This is a genomic window from Janthinobacterium sp. SUN137 (genome assembly GCF_030587265.1).
In the GTDB taxonomy this organism is placed as follows: Bacteria; Pseudomonadota; Gammaproteobacteria; order Burkholderiales; family Burkholderiaceae_D; genus Janthinobacterium; species Janthinobacterium kumbetense.
This window is the reverse complement of sequence record NZ_JAPWHZ010000001.1, coordinates 1,428,564-1,450,761: the sequence shown is the minus strand read 5'-3', so window position 1 is coordinate 1,450,761 and position 22,198 is coordinate 1,428,564. Positions and strand designations below refer to the sequence as shown.

Annotated in this window: 20 protein-coding genes; 6 read left to right on the top strand and 14 right to left on the bottom strand. The window is 62.2% G+C overall.

Annotation, left to right across the window (positions count from 1 at the left end):
- Nucleotides 1-22 precede the first annotated feature (22 nt).
- The 8 genes from O3298_RS06595 to hutC form a co-directional block, all read right to left on the bottom strand.
- Nucleotides 23-1,003, bottom strand: a complete 981-nt coding sequence (locus tag O3298_RS06595; protein WP_305058814.1) for a choice-of-anchor A family protein — start codon at nucleotides 1,001-1,003, stop codon at nucleotides 23-25.
- A 199-nt stretch (nucleotides 1,004-1,202) separates the two neighbouring features.
- A complete protein-coding gene (locus O3298_RS06590; RefSeq protein WP_305058813.1) occupies nucleotides 1,203-2,927 on the bottom strand; it encodes a glycosyltransferase family 39 protein in 1,725 nt (574 codons plus the stop codon).
- Nucleotides 2,928-3,079: 152 nt separating this feature from the next.
- Nucleotides 3,080-3,349 (bottom strand): type B 50S ribosomal protein L31, encoded by a 270-nt coding sequence (locus O3298_RS06585; RefSeq protein ID WP_034746247.1) that lies wholly within the window; start codon nucleotides 3,347-3,349, stop codon nucleotides 3,080-3,082.
- Between the two features lie 293 nt (nucleotides 3,350-3,642).
- On the bottom strand, nucleotides 3,643-4,905 hold the full coding sequence (gene rho, locus O3298_RS06580; protein WP_034746249.1) for a transcription termination factor Rho: 1,263 nt from the start codon (nucleotides 4,903-4,905) through the stop codon (nucleotides 3,643-3,645).
- A gap of 156 nt (nucleotides 4,906-5,061) precedes the next feature.
- Nucleotides 5,062-5,388 (bottom strand): thioredoxin TrxA, encoded by a 327-nt coding sequence (gene trxA / locus O3298_RS06575; protein WP_077408631.1) that lies wholly within the window; start codon nucleotides 5,386-5,388, stop codon nucleotides 5,062-5,064.
- 302 nt (nucleotides 5,389-5,690) lie between these two features.
- On the bottom strand, nucleotides 5,691-6,149 hold the full coding sequence (locus O3298_RS06570; RefSeq protein WP_077409296.1) for a response regulator: 459 nt from the start codon (nucleotides 6,147-6,149) through the stop codon (nucleotides 5,691-5,693).
- Nucleotides 6,150-6,219: 70 nt separating this feature from the next.
- Nucleotides 6,220-9,543 carry a PAS domain-containing hybrid sensor histidine kinase/response regulator gene (locus tag O3298_RS06565; RefSeq protein ID WP_305058812.1) on the bottom strand — a complete coding sequence of 1,108 codons (3,324 nt, stop codon included), beginning with the start codon at nucleotides 9,541-9,543 and terminating at the stop codon, nucleotides 6,220-6,222.
- 330 nt (nucleotides 9,544-9,873) lie between these two features.
- Nucleotides 9,874-10,593, bottom strand: a complete 720-nt coding sequence (hutC, locus tag O3298_RS06560) for a histidine utilization repressor (protein ID WP_099666405.1) — start codon at nucleotides 10,591-10,593, stop codon at nucleotides 9,874-9,876.
- A 182-nt stretch (nucleotides 10,594-10,775) separates the two neighbouring features.
- Here hutC and ada point away from each other — a divergent pair, with 182 nt between their 5' ends.
- The 3 genes from ada to O3298_RS06545 all read left to right on the top strand — a co-directional run bounded on the left by ada (nucleotide 10,776) and on the right by O3298_RS06545 (nucleotide 14,269).
- Nucleotides 10,776-11,831, top strand: coding sequence for a bifunctional DNA-binding transcriptional regulator/O6-methylguanine-DNA methyltransferase Ada (ada, locus tag O3298_RS06555; protein ID WP_305058811.1), 1,056 nt, complete (start codon nucleotides 10,776-10,778; stop codon nucleotides 11,829-11,831).
- Nucleotides 11,828-12,517 (top strand): 2OG-Fe(II) oxygenase, encoded by a 690-nt coding sequence (locus O3298_RS06550; RefSeq protein WP_305058810.1) that lies wholly within the window; start codon nucleotides 11,828-11,830, stop codon nucleotides 12,515-12,517. The genes ada and O3298_RS06550 overlap by 4 nt, the downstream gene beginning before the upstream one ends.
- Before the next feature lie 75 nt (nucleotides 12,518-12,592).
- Nucleotides 12,593-14,269, top strand: a complete 1,677-nt coding sequence (locus tag O3298_RS06545) for a mechanosensitive ion channel family protein (protein WP_305058809.1) — start codon at nucleotides 12,593-12,595, stop codon at nucleotides 14,267-14,269.
- A 32-nt stretch (nucleotides 14,270-14,301) separates the two neighbouring features.
- Here the strand turns inward: O3298_RS06545 and O3298_RS06540 are convergent, their stop codons facing one another.
- From O3298_RS06540 to O3298_RS06515, 6 genes are read right to left on the bottom strand one after another with little or no spacing between them, the layout of a single operon-like run.
- The gene (locus tag O3298_RS06540) at nucleotides 14,302-14,805 is read right to left on the bottom strand and encodes a hypothetical protein (RefSeq protein ID WP_305058808.1); all 504 of its coding nucleotides are present in this window, start codon (nucleotides 14,803-14,805) and stop codon (nucleotides 14,302-14,304) included.
- Between the two features lie 13 nt (nucleotides 14,806-14,818).
- Nucleotides 14,819-15,331 (bottom strand): hypothetical protein, encoded by a 513-nt coding sequence (locus tag O3298_RS06535; RefSeq protein ID WP_305058807.1) that lies wholly within the window; start codon nucleotides 15,329-15,331, stop codon nucleotides 14,819-14,821.
- The gene (locus O3298_RS06530; protein ID WP_289900195.1) at nucleotides 15,331-15,846 is read right to left on the bottom strand and encodes a hypothetical protein; all 516 of its coding nucleotides are present in this window, start codon (nucleotides 15,844-15,846) and stop codon (nucleotides 15,331-15,333) included. Before O3298_RS06530 ends, O3298_RS06535 begins: the two co-directional genes overlap by 1 nt.
- A 10-nt stretch (nucleotides 15,847-15,856) precedes the next feature.
- Nucleotides 15,857-16,315, bottom strand: coding sequence for a hypothetical protein (locus tag O3298_RS06525; protein WP_289900196.1), 459 nt, complete (start codon nucleotides 16,313-16,315; stop codon nucleotides 15,857-15,859).
- Nucleotides 16,316-16,367: 52 nt separating this feature from the next.
- Nucleotides 16,368-16,793, bottom strand: a complete 426-nt coding sequence (locus O3298_RS06520) for a hypothetical protein (protein ID WP_289900197.1) — start codon at nucleotides 16,791-16,793, stop codon at nucleotides 16,368-16,370.
- Between the two features lie 19 nt (nucleotides 16,794-16,812).
- Nucleotides 16,813-17,787: a hypothetical protein gene (locus tag O3298_RS06515; RefSeq protein ID WP_305058806.1), complete on the bottom strand. Its 975-nt coding sequence runs from the start codon at nucleotides 17,785-17,787 to the stop codon at nucleotides 16,813-16,815.
- 216 nt (nucleotides 17,788-18,003) lie between these two features.
- On the opposite strand from O3298_RS06515, the gene O3298_RS06510 reads away from it, so the two are divergent.
- The 3 genes from O3298_RS06510 (at nucleotide 18,004) to hutU (ending at nucleotide 22,180) form a co-directional block, all read left to right on the top strand.
- Entirely contained in the window at nucleotides 18,004-18,618 is a 615-nt protein-coding gene (locus O3298_RS06510) for a GNAT family N-acetyltransferase (RefSeq protein ID WP_305058805.1), read from the top strand.
- 66 nt (nucleotides 18,619-18,684) lie between these two features.
- Nucleotides 18,685-20,358: an amidohydrolase gene (locus O3298_RS06505; RefSeq protein ID WP_305058804.1), complete on the top strand. Its 1,674-nt coding sequence runs from the start codon at nucleotides 18,685-18,687 to the stop codon at nucleotides 20,356-20,358.
- 118 nt (nucleotides 20,359-20,476) lie between these two features.
- Nucleotides 20,477-22,180: a urocanate hydratase gene (gene hutU, locus O3298_RS06500; RefSeq protein WP_305058803.1), complete on the top strand. Its 1,704-nt coding sequence runs from the start codon at nucleotides 20,477-20,479 to the stop codon at nucleotides 22,178-22,180.
- The last annotated feature ends 18 nt before the right edge of the window (nucleotides 22,181-22,198 follow it).

The following is a 22,198-nucleotide window of genomic DNA, read 5'->3' as shown; positions in this document are numbered from 1 at the left end:
TTTTATGGATTCAGCGTAAAGCTCAGGCCATCGCGGCTTGCGGTGTGCGCGCTGGCGTGCGGCGGCGCACGAAGGCCAGCAAGCCCAGGCCGGCCAGCAGCATGGCGTAGGTGCCTGGTTCCGGCACGGCCGAGACGCTCACCGTGTTGAAGCCGGCGCCGTTCATCGAGACGTGGCCATAATTGATCGAGCTGACCGAATTGGCGACCAGGGTGCCGTTCATGCTGCCCGAACCGGAAAAGGCGCTGTTCGGCGCCAGGATGCTGCCGTTGATGCCAACGTTGTTCAGGCTGGTGGTGGTGGCATTGGCGAAGTTCAGCAGCGTACGGTCGGCAAAGCTGCCGAAATTGTCGAAGCCGCCGCTCATGGTGATGTTGGTGGCGGTGCCGTTGATGATGATGCTGGCCGTGCTTTTCAGCGACGAGACGTCCAGGCTCAGGTTATGCAGGTCGTTTGCATTGATCGTGAAGACGTTGACGTCGGCGTTGATGTCGCCTACCAGCTTGAAGCCGCCGTATTGCGAAATCACGGTGCCGTTCGATTGCAGCTTGGCCACATCGCCCGACAGGGTCGTCAGTTGCTGTTGGGCAGCTGCGAAGTCCAGGGTGGAAGCATTGCCCTTGCTGAAGGTGCCCGTTGGGTACCACGATGGCGCCGTCACGGTGCCGTTGGCATTGCTCACGCCATACACGCCCGTACCGTTGATGCTGCCGCCGCCGATGTTCAGGTTGTTACCTGCGACCAGCGTGTTGGCGGCGCTGCCCGGCTTCTTGTTGGTGCCGACGCTGTAGCCTTCCAGATAGATATTGCCGCCGGCGGCCAGGCTGCCGCTGACGCTGGTAAAGCCGCTGGCGTTGCTGCTGCCGATGTTGCCGAAGATGAAGGCCGAGTAGCCGTTGGCGACGCCGAGGTCAATCACGGTGGCCTGGGCCGAGGCGCTGAAGGAGAAGGCGAACAGGGCGGCGCTGATGAGCGGCAAGGTACGTGTGGCAAATTTTTTCATGGACAGCCTTATGGTGAATTGGGGGACGAATAGGGCGGGAAAGCAAGACACCGCCATCGCGCAAGCCATCATTATAATATAAAAAGCAATTCTAGTTCAATTTAGGTAATTAACTATATTTAAAGGCAACACTTTTGCTGTCGGCAGTGTTTGGCTTGCGGACATAAAAAAACCGGGCCAGGCCCGGTTTTTTTGCTGCTTACCTGACGCGCTGGTACAGGCGGAAGCGTTCCACGTCATCCGTGGGGCGGCGCCCTTCCCACAGCTTGATCCAGTCCGCGCCGTGGTGCTCGGGCAATTGTTCCTTGCTGTCGGGAACCTTGATGCTGTCTTGCAACAGGAACACATCGCATTCCTGCTGCCCCACGCTGGCAAACGGCAAGTGGCCGAAGTAGGCGAACGAGGCGCGCTGGGCCGCGCCGACGTTGCTGTTGATGCACTTGCTGCCCGGCGGCAGGTGGACGGAAATCTGGTGTGCCACGCTGGCGTAGCTCTTGCTGTAGTTTAGCGGCGGCAGGAACAGGGTCATGATCAGCACCCAGATCAGGATCAGGCCGCCGGACGACAGCACCACGGCGCGCCACAGCACGGCCGGCTGGCGCGAGATGCGCCAGTGCACCAGCGCCACCCAGCCCGCGCTGACGCAGGCGGCCACGAAAAAGGCCAGCAAGTCCAGCTCGGGCTTGAAGCCTGGCATCAGTTTCAGGGCGTTGTGCGCCAGTTTTGGCGGCCAGCCCGTCAGGATGGCGAACCAGAACAGCCACAGCGCGAGGGCGCAGATGGTCAGCACCATTACGGAGAACCAGTCGATGGCGTTGATGGCGCCGCGCTTCATGGTCAGCAAGCCAAACGCGGCCATGACGGCCAGCGGCGGCAGCAGGGGCAGCAACTGGCTCGGGTCGGGATCGGGGTGGCACAGGCCCAATATTGCTAGCATTGCAACAAAAGTCAGCGGCACGACGATGTGCAGCACGTGGTGCTGGCGGCGCCAGGCGTACACGGCCCAGGCGGCGAAAGGCCATGCGGGCCAGAAGAACCAGATGCCGACACGCAAGAAATACTGCACGCTTTTCAGGCTTGGAGCGCTGAACTGGCGGCAATTCCACTCCATCCAGGCGTGCAGCGGCGAATGGCCGTACGGCAGCAGCCATTCGCCCGGCAACAGCCAGACGAGGGTCAGCGCGATGCCGATCAGGATGGCCAGCGCCAGGTGGCGTATGCTGCGCAGCAACGGCAGGCGCAGGAAGATAGTGCACAGCAGCAAGGCGATGCTCAGCGCCGCCGGTGTGATCCAGCCGCGCGCCAGGGCCAGGCCGCCCATCGCCAGGCCCAGCAGGGCTGCATTGCGCACGGACGGGCCTTCCATGTAGCGCACGGCGCGGTACAGCAAATAGGCCATCAGGGACACGTACAGCGCTTCGGCCGTGATGTCGTGGCTGTGCTGCAGCAGGCCCAGGCAACCCAGGTAGATGAGCACGGCGGCATCGGCCAGGGTGCGGCCGAAGTCGTCCGGCTCGGGCTGGCCGCCGAAGGCCAGGCGCAGCGGCTGGGCATCGCTGCGGCGGCCCAGGTTGAAGGCGGTGTACCAGACGGACAGGGTGCTGACGACAAAGATGCCGATGGTCGACATGCGCGCGCCAAAGACGTCGCCGTCGACCCAGCCGAACAGCTTGATGAAAATGGCACCCAGCCAGAAGGCCAGCGGACCTTCATCGGGCAGCGACAGGCCGGCCACGTTGGGCCACAGCCAGTCGTTTAGGCCGCCATGCGCCATGGTCCACATGATGCCGAAACTGGCGGCATCATCGTTCTTCCACGGTTCGCGGCCAATCAGGCCAGGCAGGATGTACAGCAGGCCAAGCGCAAACAAGGCCCATCGTGGCAGCGCGAGTGTGGCGGCGGCGGGAAGGCGGACTGGCTTCATCGATAATCGGTATCAGAATAGTGGCAAGACGCGACGAATGGCGTCGGGTATGCGCGAGTATAAAGTAAAGCGGCCAAAGACAAAAAAGGCAGCCGTAGCTGCCTTTTCTCTGGTAGCCGAAGCTGCCCTTTTTTGCCGCAAAGCGGCAAAAATTAGCCTGCTGCGACTGCGGTTTTCGAACCAACCGAACCGAACTTCTGACGGAACTTCTCGACGCGACCGGCGGTATCGACGATTTTGTGCTTGCCCGTGAAGAATGGGTGCGATTCAGCCGAAACCTCGATCTTCACCAGTGGGTATTCTTTACCGTCGTGGGTGATTTTTTCGCGGGTTTGGATGGTCGAGCGGGTAACGAATTTGAAATCGCACGACAGATCGTGGAAAACAACTTCGCGGTATTCTGGATGGGTATCGACTTTCATGGTCTTCTCTCTAGTTTGGTAGCCAAACAGCACTTCGTCGGTCGTCCTGCTTCTTGACCCGATTGCCGATCACTTGCCAGGGTTTAAAATAATGCAACCGTCGATTATATAGCGCTTTCCGGCGGACGGCAATAAAAAAGCCGCTCAGGGAGCGGCTTGGGCCGGTAGTGCACGGAAATGTGCCACCGAGGGGAGGGAAACCGTAGCGAGCAGGCCCGATATACGGCCGAGTAGCGCAGCTGTACGAAGGTACAGCGAGCAACACAGGCCGTAGAGCGGGACGCGCAGTAGGTTTACCCCCCTCGGCGCATCATGTCGAAGAATTCGGCGTTATTTTTCGTCGCCTTCATCTTGTCCAGAATGAACTCCATCGCCTCGATCTCGTCCATCGAGTACAGCAACTTGCGCAAAATCCAGATTTTTTGCAATTCGTTCGGCTTGATCAGCAATTCTTCGCGGCGGGTACCCGATTTGTTCAGGTTAATTGCCGGATAGACACGTTTTTCAGCCAAACGGCGTTCCAGATGCACTTCCATGTTGCCGGTACCCTTGAATTCTTCAAAGATCACGTCATCCATGCGCGAACCCGTTTCGATCAGCGCCGTGGCGATGATGGTCAGCGAGCCGCCTTCTTCGATATTGCGCGCGGCGCCGAAGAAGCGTTTTGGACGTTGCAGCGCATTCGCGTCGACACCACCGGTCAGGACCTTGCCCGAGGCAGGGATCACGGTGTTGTAGGCGCGTGCCAGGCGGGTGATCGAGTCCAGCAGGATCACGACGTCTTTTTTCATTTCGACCAGGCGCTTGGCTTTTTCCAGCACCATCTCGGCCACTTGCACGTGGCGCGTGGCCGGCTCGTCGAAGGTCGAGGCGACGACTTCGCCGCGTACCGAACGTTGCATTTCGGTAACTTCTTCCGGACGTTCGTCGATCAGCAGCACGATCAGGGTGATGTCCGGGTGATTTGCCGTGATCGCATGGGCGATGTGCTGCAGGATCACGGATTTACCGGATTTCGGCGACGCCACCAGCAAGCCGCGCTGGCCTTTGCCGATCGGGGCGATCAGGTCGATGATGCGGCCGGTGATGTTTTCCTGGCCATTCATTTCACGTTCCAGGCGCAGCGGCTCGTTCGGGTGCAGCGGCGTCAGGTTTTCAAACAGGATGCGGTGTTTCGACATCTCCGGCGATTCGCCGTTGACCTTGTCGACTTTGACCAATGCGAAATAGCGTTCGCCATCTTTCGGGGTCCGTACCTCGCCTTCGATCGAATCGCCGGTGTGCAGATTGAAGCGGCGGATTTGCGAAGGGGAGATGTAAATGTCGTCGGTGGACGCCATGTAGCTGGCGTCGGGCGAGCGCAGGAAGCCGAAGCCGTCAGGCAGCACTTCCAGGGCGCCGTCGCCAAAAATCTGTTCGCCGGACTTGGCGCGTTTTTTCAGGATAGCGAACATCAGCTCCTGTTTGCGCAAGCGGGCTGCGTTGTCAATGTCAAGACCGATCGCCATCTCAAGCAGGGCGGATACGTGTAGGGCCTTTAGTTCGGATAAATGCATATGTGTTGAGTGTCCCGAGACGGGATGTAAAGGTAGGGGAGGGGACTGCGTGGCGTTGATTAATTATTGGGGAAGGCTGTGCACGAATGAGGGCAAAGCCGCTTCCCGGTCGTTCCAGTCAGGCGGCGCTGCGGGCGCAGCGCTGCCCATCATACATTAAATGTTGCTGTCGACGAAAGCGGTCAACTGGCCCTTGGCCATGGCGCCCACTTTTTGAGCAGCTGCAACACCATCCTTGAATAGGATCAGGGTCGGGATGCCGCGGATGCCGAACTTGGCAGGTACTGCCTGGTTGGCGTCCACGTCCATCTTGGCGATCTGGATGCGGCCGGCGTATTCCTTGGCTACTTCTTCCAGGATCGGGGCGATGGCCTTGCAGGGACCGCACCATTCTGCCCAGAAGTCGACCAGGACTGGCAAATCGGATTTCAGGACGTCTGCTTCAAAAGATGCATCGCTAATGTGTTTGATATTTTCGCTCATATTTTCCTCAAATGAGGGTGGGATCAATAATGCCTGGAATTAACCATACGCTGGTTCGCCATCCATGCTTCCTGGAATGCAGTTAGAAGATGGGGACAATGGGCACGACTTCAATGTCTTGGAAGGTGCGACCAGAGGTATGCAGGCGGGGATGGCTGAAATAATAACCCATTTTTTCAAAGCGTGGCGATTATTGCAGAAAAACTTGAGGCATATCGTCCCCATGCGTGCCGGCAGGGCGGCAAAGCCGCATGCCTGCTGGCCTGCAGCGCCGTGTCCGCCCTCCCGGCCGGCCTGCGCGCTCAGGCTTGCACGCTGGCCAGACGCGCCGAGTGCTGCAGTTGCAAGTTCACCATCAGCTGCAATTCCGCGCTTTCCATCGGCTTGCGGAAAGTGCCCAGGATATGCAGGCCGTTGGCCATGGCCAGGCGCTCGGCCGCCAGGCGCACGGCCGAATGCAGGCCCGACAGCAGGACCACGCCGCCGCGGAAGCCGTTTTCCGCCGCCATGCGCAAAAATTCGATGCCGTCGATGTCGGGCATCGACAGGTCACAGATCAGCAGGTCGGGCTGGTGCTGCTTCAGGGTGGCCAGCGCCTGTTCGCTGTGCGACTCGCAGCGGATATCGAACTGGCCCATTTGCTCGAGCATGTCGCTGAGCACATCGAGCATGAAAACGTCGTCGTCCAGCAGCAGCACGCGCAATGGCGCCAGGCCTGCTTCGTTGTGTTCCCGGCTTGCTTGGTTTGATACAGTGTTCATCGTCATGTCTTTCTGTTGATATGCATCGTTGTCGATGCCGATACCTTGCCGCAATCCAATTTGGCGGTAGCTAATCGTCATTGGCAAAGCTGGTGTTATTCATGATTTGTTCGGTAATCTGTTCCAGCAGGGGCCACAGGCGCGTGACGATGCGCCGTGCCCGCTCCGCCTCGTCGGCCGGTTCGCCCGGCGCCAGGGTTTCCAGGTTGTGGCACAGCTCGGCCAGCCCCAGGGCGCCCACGGTGCGCGCCGACGACTTGATGCGGTGACCCAGTTCGCGCACCTGGTGCACGTCGCCGCGCGCCAGGGCCGCATCGATGTCGCCGAAGCCATCCTGCGTGGTCTGCAGGAACTTGAAGGCGAACTTGCGCACCTTTTCCGGGTTGTAGCCCAGCAACTTGGCCAGGATGGACAGGTCGATCACTTGCGGGTCGCCCGCCAAGGTGGTCTTGAAGGCGGGCGCGGCGCGGCTGCGCGCCGGCGGCGGCGGTGTTTCGTGCGCCGGCAGCCAGCTGGCGATGGTCTGGTACATCATGGCTGGCTGGATGGGCTTGGAAATGAAATCGTCCATGCCCGCCTCCAGGCAGCGTACGCGGTCTTCGCTGGTGGCCGTGGCCGTCATGGCCAGCACGCGCAGGTGCGCCAGCTGCGGGTCGGCGCGGATGTGGCGCGTTGCCTGCAAGCCATCCATCAGCGGCATCTGCACGTCCATCAGCACGCAGTCGAACTGCGTCTGGCGCAGCAGGTCGAGCGCTTCCTCGCCATTGTTGGCCAGGCAGACGGAGGCGCCCGCTTCCTCCAGCAATTCCAGCGCCACTTGCTGGTTGAACGTATTGTCTTCCACCAGCAGGATGCGTGCATGCTTGAGCGTGCGCATCACCAAGGCCGCGTCGGCGCTGGCGCGCATGGCGGCCGCCGTCTGCACCATGCTGTCGAGCATGGCGGGCGCGGCCTGGTCGGAAATGCCCAGGTTGGCCGTGAACCAGAAGGTGCTGCCGGCGCCGGGACGGCTGTCGACGCCCACGTCGCCGCCCATCAGCTGCGCCAGCTGCTTGCAGATGGCCAGGCCCAGGCCCGTGCCGCCATATTCGCGCGTGGTGGAGGTGTCGGCTTGCTGGAAGGACTGGAAGAGTTTACTCATTTCATCCTGCGACAGGCCGATGCCGTGGTCGCACACTTCAAAGCGCACGAGGCAGTGTTTCGCGTCCGCCACCACCCTGCGCACTTTCACGGTAATGCTGCCCTGTTCGCTGAACTTGATGGCGTTATTGGCGTAGTTGATCAGCACTTGCCCCAGGCGCAGCGGGTCGCCCACGAGCACGGCCGGCAATTGCGGGTCGATCTCGAACAGCAGTTCCAGGTTCTTGCCGGCGGCGCGCGGCGCCACCACCGTCATCAGGGTTTGCACGACGTGGTCGAAACTGAAGTTGACATGCTCGATTTCCAGCTTGCCCGCCTCGATTTTCGAGATGTCGAGGATATCGTCGATGATGCCCAGCAAGTGCTCGCCCGCAAAGCGGATTTTTTCCAGGTAGTCGCGCTGGCGCGGTTCCAGGTCCGTTTTGAGGGCCAGGTAGGCCATGCCGATCACGCCATTCATCGGCGTGCGGATTTCATGGCTCATGTTGGCCAGGAATTGTCCCTTCGCCAGGCTCGCTTCTTCGGCCACTTGCTTGGCTTGATCGAGCTGTTCCGTGCGCTGCGCTACGCGCTCTTCCAGATGTTCATTGAGCTCGCGCAAGGCGCTCTCGCTGCGCTTGTGATACGTGATGTCCGTCAGGCTGGCCACCACCATGCCCACCTTGCCGTATTCATCGCGGATCGCCTCGGTATTCACGGACAGCCACGACAGGCTGCCGTCGGGTTGCTGCACGCCCATCAGCACGTCGCGCATGGCTTCGCCCGTCGACAGGGTGATGTGCACGGGATGGCTGCGCTGGTCGAAGGCGGAGCCGTCTTCGCGGATGGCTTGCCACAGGCTGTTGCCGGCCGGACTGGCCGCCAGCATGCGTTCGGCGGCGGCATTGCTTTCCAATATGTGGCCGTGGCTGTCCTGCACCACCAGGCCATTCGTCACGGCGCCGAACACGGACGCCATGCGCTGGCTCGAGTTCGACAGGGCGATCGATGCCTGGCGCCGCTCGGTGATGTCGGTGATCATCGCCAGCGTGCCACCCGGCTCGCCGTTGTCCGACTGGATGCTGGTGCTCGACAGCAAGCCCCACAGGCTGGACTGGTCCTTGCGGAAGAAGCGGAAATCGACCTGGTCCGGCTGGCTGGCCTGACTGCCGTGGCTGGCCAGGCGGCGCTGCATCAGCAACTGGCTGTCGCGGTCCATGAAATCGAGCAGGGGACGGCCCAGCATTTCCTGCACCGTGTAGCCCAGCATGTGCGCCATCTTCGGGTTGACGAACGTGGTCTTGCCGTTCGCATCCGTCATCCAGATGCCTTCGGCGGCCGTCTGCACGATCAGGCGATAGCGTTCCGAACTGGCGTGCAGCGCTTCTTCGGCGCGTTGCCGTTGCGTCATGTCGCGCAGCGAGACGATGGAAAACACCTGGCCGGCCATGCGCAGCGGCGACAGGCTGACCTTGGCGGGGAAGTGCGTGCCGTCGCGGCGGCGCGCCATCATCACCCGGCCCGGCAGGCTGTGCCGCCCTTGCGGGTCGCCTGCGGAGTGGCTGGCCGTGCTTTCCGGCACCAATTGCTCCAGCGACATACCCGTCAATTCGGCCAGCGGATAGCCGAAGCAGCGCGCGCCGATCTGGTTGGCGTAATGCACCTTGCCTTCGACGTCGGCCACCAGCATGGCTTCGGGTGCCGCTTCCAGCATCGAGCGCATGCGCGATTGCTCATCCTGCTTGCGCTCGCTGATATCGCAGACGATGCCGCTGGCCTGCGTGGCGCCGCCGTTCGAGGCGCGCGACAGGACGGCGCCGCGCGCCAGCAGCCAGCGCCAGTGGCCGTCGCTGTGGCGCAAACGGAATTCGCAATTGAAGGTGCCGGGCGCCTGGCCATCCAGGTGCTGGCGGAAGGCAAGGCTCAGGCGCGCGCGGTCGTCCCGGTGGACTTCGGCCAGCCAGTCGGCCAGCGCATGCTCGAGTTTGGCATTCTTGTCGCCCAGGACATCCTGGTACTGGGGCGCGAACTGCAGCCGGTCGGACTGGGGCCGCCAGGTCCAGCCGGCCATGGTGGCGCCGCGCAAGGCTTGTACGGCATCCTGTTCGGCCTGGGCTTGCGCCGGTTGGGGCTGGCGGTGCAACTGTTGGCGCAGGCGCCAGGCTTGCCAGCAAGCCAGTCCCGCCAGGGCGGTGGCGCTGGCAGCCGCATAGGGCCACAGCAATGCCGGCGCCATGACGGCTGCCGCCGCCTGCACCGGCAGCGAAAGTGTCATGCCTGCCGCCAGCATCGTACGAGCGAGCCGGCGCAGCGCAGGGCGCCGTGGGCGTGGTGCGCCGAAACTCGTGTGGCTGCAATACGACAAATGCATCCCTTTCTGGGGCGTGATTGGACTAGGCTGGCAGTACATGAGGCGCGCTCAAATAAACGCCTGCGGCGCTTTCTGGCGGCAACTATAGCATCGAATATTTACTCGGAGTATTTAAGTTCAGAAACGGCCAAAACAGGGTTTTTTTTGCCCCGAAATGGCCGTTTTTTTCGCGATTTGGTGAGAATTCGTGAGAAAGTTGGCGCGAATTCGTGCTACTGAATCGAGGCGATAGCCTCAGCTAAAGCTGCCGGCGAATTGATAGCGGTGTCCCGGATGCCACATGGTGGCGATCGAGGCGATCTTGCCGCCCGAACGCGTCTGGCGGCGCAGCACCAGGCACGGCTGTTTGGTGTCGATGGCCAGCATTTCGGCGATGTCGCGCGGCGCCGACAGCGCTTCGATGCTGTAGGTGGCCCCTTGCAGGGGCGCGGCGGCCATCAGGTATTCGTTTGGCGTGATGCTGGAAAAATCCTGCGTCATGTAGTCGGGCGCGCACTCGGGATTGACCCAGCGGTCTTCCACCTGGATCGGCACGCCGTTTTCAAAATGCACGATCAGCGAATGAAACAGCGGGTGTTCCGGCGGCAGGCCGAATTGCTTGGCCAGCAAGTCGGACGCCCTGGTGCGTTCCAGCAATTGCAAGCTGCTGCGGTGGATATGTCCGCGCGCCCGCACTTCATCGGCGATACTCTTGATTTCCAACAAGGTCGCCTGATATTTTTGCTGTGCCACATAGGTGCCGGAACCCTGACGCCGCGTCAGCACCTGCTCGCTGGTCAGTTCGCGCACGGCGCGGTTGACCGTCATGCGCGAGACGCCGAATTGTTTGACCAAGGCTTGTTCGGAGGGAATCACGTCGCCTTCCTTCCAGCGTCCGGCGGCGATGCCGGCCAGCAGAAAATCCTTGATGCGCTGGAAAATGGGCGTATTTTCTTGTGTATTGTGGTCGTCCAATGCGGTTTCTCCGGGGCACGGGCAGGGCGCGCCGCCGGCTGGAGGCGCGATGGCCGATTTTAGCACCGAGCGCGATGCCTGCCGCCAGCCTTTTTTTTGAATTCAAAAGCAAGCGCCGGAGTGTGGCGCGCCCTGGCGCTGGCTATGCTGGAGACTGACTATTGACTTGCACGGAGTTCGCCATGGAACACGCTTACCTGACTGACGATGAACGCTGGGATGCCCTGCAGCGGCGCGCGCCCGACGCCGACGGCGTCTTTTACTATTCGGTGCGCACGACGGGTGTGTATTGCCGGCCATCTTGCGCGGCGCGCCCCGCCTTGCGCTGCAACGTGGCTTTCCACGCCAGTTGCGAGCAGGCGGAGGCAGCCGGTTTTCGTCCCTGCCTGCGCTGCAAGCCCAACCTGCCGCCGCTGGCCCAGCGCCAGGCGGCCATCGTGGCCGATATCTGCCGTTTGATCGACGCCAGCGACGAGCTGCCCGACCTGGACAGCCTGGCACAGGCCGCCGGCCTGAGCCGCTTTCACTTTCATCGCGTCTTCAAGGCGCACACGGGCATCACGCCGAAAGCGTATGCGGCGGCGCGGCGCGGCGAGCGCCTGAAGGCCGGCTTGCAGGGGGCGGGCAACGTCACCGAGACCTTGTACGCGGCCGGTTTCAATTCCAGCGGCCGCCTGTATGCCGCCACGCCGGGCTTGCTGGGTATGACGCCGGGCGCGTTTCGCGCCGGCGGCAGCGGCGCCGTGATCCGCTTTGCCATCGGCGCCTGCTCGCTGGGCGCCATCCTCGTGGCCAGCACGGCCAAGGGCATTTGCGCGATTTTGATCGATGACGACCCGGAAGTGCTGCTGCGCGACTTGCAGGACCGCTTTCCGCAAGCCGAGCTGCGCGGCGCGGAAGCCGACTATGAACAGACGGTGGCGCAAGTCGTCGGCCTGGTCGAGGCGCCGGGCCTGGGCCTGGACTTGCCGCTCGACGTGCGCGGCACGGTGTTCCAGCAGCGCGTGTGGCAAGCCTTGCGCGAGATTCCTGCCGGCAGCACGGTCAGCTATGCCGAGCTGGCGCGGCGCATCGGCTCCCCGCAAGGCGCGCGTGCCGTGGCGGGCGCCTGCGCCGCCAATGCGCTGGCCGTCGCCATTCCCTGCCACCGCGTGGTGCGCAACGATGGCGCGCTGTCCGGCTACCGCTGGGGCGTGGAGCGCAAACAGGCGCTGCTCGAGCGTGAGGGCGAACGGTGAGGGCGCCGGACTGGCGCCAGATCGAGGATGATCTGAATCAATACGGCTGCGCCGTCGTGCCTGGCTTGCTGAATCCCGCGCAATGCGCTGCGCTGGCGGCGCAGTACGACGATGCGTCGCGCTTTCGCAGCAGGGTGGTGATGCAGCGCCATGGTTTTGGGCAAGGCGAGTACCAGTATTGGGCGCATCCGCTGCCCGACGCCGTGGCGGCCTTGCGCACGGAGCTGTATCCGCCGCTGGCAGCCATCGCCAACCGCTGGCACGCCAGCATGGGCCTCGATAGCCGCTTTCCCGTGGCGCACGCCGATTTCCTCGCGCGCTGCCATGCGGCGGGGCAAACCCGGCCCACACCGTTGCTGCTGCGCTACCGGGAAGGCGATTACAACTGCCTGCACCAGGACTTGTATGGCGAGCACGTGTTTCCGCTGCAACTGGCCGTATTGTTGTCGCGTCCGCAAGACGATTTCACGGGCGGCGAGTTCGTGCTGACGGAGCAGCGCCCGCGCATGCAGTCGCGCGCCGAAGTGGTGCCGCTGGCGCAGGGCGACGCCGTGCTCTTTCCCGTCGCGCAGCGTCCCGTGAATGGCACGCGCGGCAGTTACCGCGTGAACATGCGCCATGGCGTGTCGCGCCTGCGTTCTGGCTTGCGCCACACCCTGGGCATCATTTTCCACGATGCGAGCTGAACGGTAGCTGCGGCGCTTGAGTTTCCAGGATTACATGGCATGATGGCTGCTTCTTGTCACTCTTTCATTTCTGCCATGTCCGCGCTGCTCCGCCTGTTGTGCCTGTTGACCATTTTCCTGCTGCCCGCAGCCCATGCGGACGATGGCGTGCCCGCGCTCGTTGCGGAGGCCGCGTCCGTCGTGGCGCCGTCGCAGGCCGGGGCGGCCAGGACGGCGCCGCTGATGTTTGCCAACCGCAAGGTGTTCGTCTTCCGCGCCGCGCTGGCCGGCTATCCGCCCGATGAGCGGGCCACGGGCGCGCAGCGCCGCCTGGAAGGCGTGCTGGCCAAGAATGGCCCCTTGCAGACGAGCACGCGCATGATTCCCGAAGGCACGCAAGTGCTGCTCGACGGCGTGCAACTGTTCGTCGTCGTACCTGGCGACGTCAACCAGCTGGCCGGCGACACGACGGAAAGCGTGGCGAAAACGGCGGCCGGCGAGTTGAGCAAGGCCGTGCTCGATTACCGCGAACAGGGCAGCTGGCGTTACCTGGCCATCGCCGCCGCCGTGTGCGCGGCCGCCACCCTCGTGTTCTGGCTCGTGTGGATGGGCCTGACGCGTCTGTACCATTGGGCCAAGCGCCGCAGCGGCATCCTGCTGGCCTCGCGCCTGCGCGACGTGCGCCTGAAGAATGTGCGCGTGCTTGACGCCGAACATTACATCGCCTTCGCGTATCAACTGCTGAGCGCCGTGCTGTGGGGCTTGCGCCTGATGGCCACGTATCTGTGGGCCGCCTTCGTGCTGGGCCGCCTGCCCTACACGCGCTCGTGGGGCGAAAGCCTGAGCGGCTATCTGTTCGACGTGGCCGCCGACGTCTTCCACGCCATCATCGGCGCCTTGCCGGGGCTGGTGCTGGTGTGCGTGATCTTCGCCATCGCACGCCTGATCGCCGCCACGGCCGCCTCGTTGTTCAAGCGCGTGGAAAGCGGCGAATTGCAAATCGGCTGGCTGGACAAGGACACGGCCCTGCCGACGCGCCGCATCGCCAGCGTGGTGATCTGGCTGTTCGCGCTGGCCATGGCCTACCCGTACCTGCCCGGCTCGCACACGGCCGCTTTCCAGGGCCTGTCCGTGCTGGTGGGCCTGATGGTGTCGATCGGCGCGTCGAGCATCGTGGGGCAGGGCGCCAGCGGCCTGATCCTGATGTACACGCGCGCCCTGCGCAAGGGCGAATATGTGCGCGTGGGCGACAGCGAAGGCACGGTGGTCGACGTGGGCATGTTCGAGACGCGGCTGCGCACGGGCCTGGGCGAAGAGGTCGCCTTGCCGAACGCGTGGGTGATGTCGCAAACGACAAAGAACTATTCGCGCGCCCAGCCCGGCGGCGGCTTCGTGCTCGACTCCACCGTCACCATCGGCTACGCCACGCCATGGCGGCAAGTGCACGCCATGCTGGAACTGGCCGCGTCGCGCACGACGGAGCTGTCCACCACGCCGAAACCGTATGTGATGCAACTGGCCTTGCAAGATTACTACGTGCAATACCGCCTCGTCGCCTACGCCAGCGCCGAAGTCCCCCGCCAGCGCGCCGAAGTGCTGAACCGATTGCACCAGAACATCATCGACGTCTTCAACGAATTCGACGTGCAGATCACCTCGCCGCACTACATCGATGACCCGAAAGAGTCGCACGTGGTGCCGCCGGAGCAGTGGTTCAGGGCGCCGGCGCAACGGGGGGAGGAATCGAGTGAGGTGGTTCCGCCCACCCCTTGAGTGTTTTGGCCAATTCCTTGATGCTGCATGCCTTATCGTAATTGTTCTTCGAGGGCACAGGTATTCTTGCCGTTTGTCAGTTGAACGACGTGAAATCCCCCGGAAGGCGCTATGAGCAGGCAAAAATCTGCCGAGTAGCGCGAAGTCGGATCAGATGCGGATGGTGGCCTTCCCATGAAGGATACGCCATGCACCTTTCCCGCAACCAGTGGCGCTGCATCGCTGCTCTCGGCCCCCTCGGGAGCCTTGCCGTAGCGCACGCATCCCCTGTTTGGCAGACGATAGGTGGGATCGCCAAACGAGGCATTGGGGAACATGACCGTCCATACATTTTTCCAGCCATTCGGCCCAGGTGTGCTGATCGTCAGCATCTTCAGGCTGACAGGGCCCCTTGATCTTTCCTCTTCATTGGCAATCTGGAAGCAGGGAAGGCCCGCTTCCGTGATGACGGCGGCGGGACCCATGCGCGACCACGCCGAGGCATCGATAGCCGTCAGGGTGGCAAGCAGGAATAGCAGCGTGTGACGACATGGCATGGCGACCCTCGCACTATCTGATGAGCGAATGTTCTGGACAGATTTCATCTATCCAGGCTTGGCTATCGCTGTCGATACGGAGAATTTTTCGCTCCCCGGAGATGCCGCTGATTAAGCAAAATTTGCCCACGTAACCGCGAGTAGGGTCCGATGGATCGGCTGGCCCACCGTTCAGGAATACGTCATACATGCGCCCCGTTTTCAGCGGCGGGGCTTTGGGTGGTTTGACCTCTGCTGTTGCTGGTGCAACTCCATACAGAAGGCAGGACTTGGCATGCACAGGAATAGTCGCTGCGCCCGGTAAATGAAAAGACCATACTTCTACTGCAGGCTTGACGGATACGTCTGTCAGTACGATCGCACTAATCAGAGGAAGCCCGTTGCGCGCTTCTTCTTTTTGCGAAATGGTGAAACAGGGAGTGCCATTTTTTAGCTGTACTTCCGCGTATGCCATGCGGGAAGTGGCCGAGGCGCTCATGCAGGTCAGCAAGGTGAGCACCAATAGTGGCTTGTGATAAATGGACACTATTGCCCTTTTTGTGCCAGCTTGTTTGCTGGGCAGATTTCGTCTATCCAGGCCCGCATATTGCGCGTGATGGGAATAACCTGTTGGCCGCTGTTCGCTGTCGTGATGAGACAGAATTTCCCTTTGTAGCCGTAGGTCGAGTCTGATGGGGCATCCGGTCTTCCATTCAAAAAGACGCTGTACATCCTGTCTGTTTTCAGCATCGTCGCGGCAGTCGATTCGGCTCCCGTCGGTACTTGGCCATACAAATGGCAGGTTTTGGCATGCATGGGGAGGGGCGTCGCTCCAGGGAGAATGAAGGACCAGACCTCTACAGGCGGTTTTATGGATAGATCGTAAACCATGAGTGCGCCAAGCATCGGCGTTCCATTGCGGTGTTCCTCTCTTTTTGAGATGGTGAAGCATGGTATACCTTTGAATGCGCTAATTTCGGCTTCGGCCATGCGCGACCACGCCGCGGCATCCATGCTCGTCAAGGTCGCCAGCAGATAAAGAATAAGGTGACGATGATTCATGGCATGCCTTCTATGGGACAGGATTTTTGGCTGGGCACGTATCATCCATCCAGGCCTGTGTATCGCTTTGGATGACGACAAGACGTGGCTTGGCAGAGACCTGCTGGACTAGGCAGAATTTCGCCACGTATCCATAGGTTGGATCGGTAGCATCCATAGACCTGCCATTCAGAAATACTTCGTACACCCTGCCCGTCTTCAGTTCAGGCGCAGGGGAAGCCTCGGCGCCGGACGGGATATCCCCATAAAGAATGCAATTTGCTGATGACAACGGGATTTTCTTGCCACCTGTCATGAGAAAACCCCATATTTCCGTCGTTGGCTTGACCGTCACGTCCGACACGCTCAAGGCGCCGAGGAAGGGCTGGCCGTTGCGCCTATCTTCCTTTCTGGAAATGCTAAAGCAGGGTACGTCATTGATCGAGGTGACTTCGGCATCGGCCATGCGTGATCGCGCGTCGCTGTTCATGCTCGAGAATGCGAGCAGTATGAATAGTGTTTTATGAGACAAGGGCATGATGCTAAGGCGGCGTTGGGCAGACTTCATCGATCCAGGCCTGCATGTCGCTGTTGATGGGAATGACTTGCTGACCGCCAGCAGCCGTAGTTCTCACGCAGAATTTTCCTTGATAGCCATACGTTGGATCGGACGGATCTTTGGGGCTGCCATTTAGGAATACGCTATAGAAATGCCCGGGTATCAGTTTTTCTGCGCGTATGCCCGTCGCACCGGTAGGCACGTTTCCATAGCGGATGCATGTGCTGGCACGGATGGATAAGGGCATTTCTGGCGGCAGGGAGAACCCCCATACTTCCTTTACCGGTTGCACGGACATGTCTGAAACCATGAGTGCGCCAAGAAATGGCAGGCCATTGCGTGCCTCTTCTTTTTTTGTAATGGAGAAGCAGGGCATGCCCTGCGCCGACTGGATAACTGCTTCTGCCATGCGGGAATATGCCCATGTGTCAGGGAATATCGAATATAGGCTCATGGTCAATATCGTTACCAGGCAAGTTTTTCGGGCTCTTGCGGTCGTTAAAAAAATCATTGAGTACCTTTTTAAACAGTTCTCCGGAGTTTTTATAGCGTTGCTGGCGCATGGCACGAGTGGAAGTTAAAAATCTCAGCACAAAGTAGTCCGCCAATAAATCACCTTGCGCTTCCATGTCATGGCTGGATAATTTCTGATTGGGGAGCAAGGTATATTTGTAGTCCAGCCCCAAGCGAATGGCTCCCCGCAGTTTTACTTGATATCCGAGTTGGTACTGCCAAACATGAACCATTTCGTGCATAAACCAGTGTTTCAGACTATCTTTTTCTTTGGAAAAGTCCTCCTTGTAGTCCAATACATGAAAATACATCTCCCCATCCGGCGTCATGGCCACATCCTTCGGCTGCAAGCCAAACCATAGATACGGTTCGCCATGCACCTTGACCTTGCCGTAGTCGATCGCATCCTGGAACAGCATCCACGCCATGTCGATCTCGCCCCTGGTCAGCGGGCGAACCTTGTCCTTCACTTTGACCTGTTTGATGGACGAACCGACGTCCTTGTCGGTCGTCTTGATGCCATCGAACTGGACGACCTTGACGGCAGGCGCTGCCGGTTTTGGCGCGGCGGCGCAGCATGGTGATTTATCCGGGTGCGGCAGGAATTCGGCCTGGGTGATTTGTTCCTCCCGCTTGCTGGCGATACGCCCCGTGCGCCCCTTCGCATCCGTCGTCCCCGTCCACGTTTCGCCATTGCTCAAGGTGAGCCGGTAGTCGGCGTGCGCCAGCGGCACGTCGGCTTGCGAGACGAATTCCAGCTGCTCGTCATAGCCGCAGCACCAGCATTCGTCGGGCTGGCCGGCCAGGCGGTGCAGTTCGCAGCCGCTTGTCGCGTTGCGCAGGGCGGCGCCCAGCACGGGCTGGCCGTCGGCGCTGAAGGTGACGATCATGCTGTCGAAGCGCGCGCCCAGGCTGCTCTTCTGGTGCGCCACGAGCTTGAAGAACACGTCGCACGCGGTGGTGCTGATGACATGGTGCCTGGCCATGGGGTATTCCACCTGAAAACCTCAGCGTAGACCCGTGGAGCCTTGCAAGTATTGACTGGGCGCAAGGCCTGCGCGCTTGCGTTAAGATGCCGGGCGTTTCAATGAGAAGAAAGAGTCCCCATGTCCAGCCCATCCAACATCGAATCCTTCCGCACCGCCCGCAGCCTGGCCGCCGCCCTGACCGACGATCCGTTCTACCGCACCGTCACGGTGGCGTGCGGCGACGACGAGGCGGCGCGGCTGTCCATGCTGGACGCCTACTTCGCGCTGGCGCTGGCCGAGGGGTGGCAGGCGGGGCGCGTCGACCTGGCGGATGATGCGGGCAATGGCGCTGCCATCTGGACGACGGATACGCCGGCGGCCCTGCGCCAGGCTGCGTATGTGCAGCGCGAAGCCGCCTTGCGCGCGCTGCTGGGGGAGCGGGGCTTTGCGCATTTCACGGCTATCGTCGCGAACATGGAGCATGCGCTGGCGCCGCACGGGTTGCAGGATGCCTGGTATCTGTCGATTGCCGGCATCGCCCCGGCCGCGCAGGGGCAGGGGCTGGGCGCGTCCGTGCTGGCGCCGGGCTTGGCGGCCGTCGATGCGGCCGGCGCCGCGTGCTTCCTGGAGACTTACAACGAGCGCAGCCTGCCGTTCTATGCCCGTCTTGGCTTCGTGGCGGCGGGCCGCTACGCGGAAGCCGTCACGGGCTGCGATTACTGGCTGTTGGTACGAGCGCCCCGCGCTGCCTGATTGACCATTTTGCCAATTTCTATACACTCGTCTTTTTGCTAACGACTAAAAGATCTGGAGATGGAAATGCCGACCTTGCCACTGCGCCGCACCCTGCTCACGCTCGCCTGCCTGGGGGCCATCGGCCACGCACATGCCGATACCGTCATCGACAATGCCAACGGCTACACCCTCAATGCTGCCGGCAAGGTGCTGCGTTTCACGGCGCTGGCCTTTGACGACGGGGGCAAGCTGCTCGCCGTCGGCAGCGCCGCGCAGGTGAAACGCAAGGCGGCCAAGGGCGCCATCCATGTCGACGTGCAGGGAAAAACCGTGCTGCCAGGCCTGATCGACGCGCACGGCCACGTCTTCGGCCTGGGGACGATCGCCAGCGGCGTGATGCTGTACGGTTCCGCCTCGCTGCCGGCCGCCGTGCAGGCCGTGGGCGACTTCGCCAAAGCGCATCCCGAGCGCAGCTGGGTGATCGGCAATGGCTGGAACCAGGAAATCTGGAAGCTGGGACGCTTTCCCACGGCAGCGGAACTCGATGCGGCCGAAAGCGCGCGGCCCGTGTGGCTGCGCCGGGTCGATGGCCACGCGGGCTGGGCCAACAGCCGGGCGCTGGCGCTGGCCGGCATCACGCGCGCCACACAAGACCCGGCGGGCGGCAAGCTCGAACGCGACGCGGACGGCAATGCCACCGGCGTGCTGGTCGACAGCGCCATGGACTTGATGGACGCCGTGCTGCCCAAGCCGGGCGACGTGGAAAACCGCGCCGCCCTCGATGGCGCGCTGGCGCAGCTGTCGCAAGTGGGTCTGACCAGCGTGCACGATGCGGGCATCGGCCAGATGCAGGACCGGCTGTTCCGCGACTATGCGGACCACGGCAAGCTGACGGTGCGCGTGTACGGCATGATCGCCGACACCACGGAAGACTTCGACGCGCTGTCGAAAAACGGCCCCTTGAATAGCTATGCGCGCGACATGTACGCCTTGCGCGCCGTCAAACTGGTGTCCGACGGCGCCCTGGGCAGCCGCGGTGCGGCCCTGCTGGCACCGTACAGCGACGATCCCACTACCCGTGGCCTGCTGTTCTACCCGGACGGCGCCATGCGCGCGAAGATGGAAAAAGCCATGCGCGCCGGCTACCAGGTCAATGTGCACGCCATCGGTGACGCGGGCAACCATCAAATCCTCGATGGCTACCAGGCCTTGACCGCGCAATACCGCAGCGTGGGCCTGCGCCACCGCATGGAACATGCGCAGGTGGTGCAGTTGTCCGACATCCCCCGTTTCAAGGCGCTGGGCATCGTCCCCTCGATGCAGCCGACGCACGCCACGTCCGACCAGAACATGGCGGAGCAGCGCGTAGGCCATGAGCGCATCAAGGGCGCGTATGCGTGGCGCACCTTCCTTGCGCAAGGTTCGCGCATCGCCTGCGGTTCCGACTTCCCCATCGAGTCGCCGAACCCGTTCGAAGGCATCCACGCGGCCGTCACGCGGCAAAACAGCGAGGGCTTCCCGGCCGGCGGCTGGTATCCGCAGCAAGCCATGACGGTGACGCAGGCGCTGCGCTGCTTCACCCTCGACGCGGCTTGGGCGGCGCACCAGGAAAAGGCCATCGGCACCCTGGAAGCGGGCAAATGGGCGGACTTCATCGTCGTCGACCAGGACCTGTTCAGCGTGGAACCAAAGGCCATCGGCAAGACGCAGGTGCTGCAGACGTGGGTGGCGGGCAAGCGCGTGTTCGAGAAAAAATAAGGATTTGACGCCTGCAAAAACCTGTTGACTTGGTTGTATAGACAACCTATGCTGGGAGTACCAGAGCGGGCCAGGTATCGGGCCAGATACGTCCGCTCGCACCCTACGAGGAGACAGCATGAACAGCACAATGGACACCGATCCACGCTTTGATGCCAGCCGTACCATCCGCGCCCCGCGCGGCACGGTCATGGCTTGCAAGAGTTGGCAGGCCGAGGCGGCCTACCGCATGTTGCAAAACAATCTGGACCCGGAAGTGGCGGAAAATCCGCAGCACCTGGTCGTCTATGGCGGCATCGGCCGCGCCGCCCGCAACTGGGCCTGTTTCGACCAGATCCTCGCCTCGCTGCGCGAGCTGGAAGGCGACCAGACTCTCCTGATCCAGTCCGGCAAGCCGGTGGGCGTGTTCCAGACCCACGCGGATGCGCCGCGCGTACTGATCGCCAATTCCAACCTGGTGCCGAAATGGGCCAACTGGGAACATTTCAACGAACTCGATCGCCAGGGCCTGTTCATGTACGGCCAGATGACGGCCGGCAGCTGGATTTACATCGGCACGCAGGGCATCGTGCAGGGCACGTATGAAACCTTCGCCGAAGCGGGCCGCCAGCATTTCGGCGGCGATTGGGGCGGACGCTGGATTCTGACAGCGGGCCTGGGGGGCATGGGCGGCGCGCAGCCGCTGGCCGCCACCATGGCGGGCGCCGTCTCGCTCAATATCGAGTGCCAGCAAAGCAGCATCGATTTCCGTTTGCGCACGCGCTACCTGGACAAGCAGGCGGCCAGCCTGGACGAAGCCCTGGAACTGGTCAAATACCACACGCAGCGCAAGGAAGCCATTTCCATCGGCCTCCTGGGTAACGCGGCCGAAGTGCTGCCGGAGCTGGTGCGCCGCGCCAAGGCGGGCGGCCTGGTGCCGGACCTGGTGACGGACCAGACGTCCGCGCATGACCTGGTCAACGGCTATCTGCCGCGCGGCTGGAGCGTGTCGGACTGGAAGGCGGCGCAACAAGACCCGCAGCGCCATGCGCGCCTGACGGTGGCCGCCGCCGATTCCTGCGCCGCCCACGTGCAAGCCATGCTCGATTTTCACGCCATGGGCGTGCACACCGTCGATTACGGCAACAACATCCGCCAGGTGGCGTTCGACCAGGGCGTGCAGAACGCCTTCGACTTCCCCGGCTTCGTGCCCGCCTACATCCGCCCGCAGTTCTGCGAGGGGCGCGGCCCGTTCCGCTGGGTGGCCTTGTCGGGCGACCCGGAAGACATCTATAAAACGGATGCAAAGATCAAGGAGCTGTTCCCGCACCACGCGCAGGTGCACCACTGGCTGGACATGGCGCGCGAGCGCATCGCCTTCCAGGGACTGCCGGCGCGCATCTGCTGGCTGGGACTGGGCGAGCGCCACATCGCCGGCCTGGCCTTCAACGAGATGGTGCGCACGGGCGAGCTGAAGGCGCCCATCGTCATCGGCCGTGACCACCTCGATACGGGGTCCGTCGCCAGCCCGAACCGCGAAACGGAAAGCATGAAGGACGGCACGGACGCCGTTTCCGACTGGCCGCTGCTCAACGCCATGCTCAATACGGCCGGCGGCGCCACCTGGGTCTCGCTGCACCATGGCGGCGGCGTGGGAATGGGGTATTCTCAGCATGCGGGCATGGTCATCGTGGCCGATGGCAGCGAAGCGGCGGCGAAACGCCTGGCGCGCGTACTGGTCAACGACAGCGGCTCGGGCGTGATGCGCCATGCCGATGCCGGCTACGAAACAGCGGCCGCCTGCGCCAAGCGCAACGGCCTGATTCTTCCCATGATTCCTTGAGACCTCGATTCGAATGAC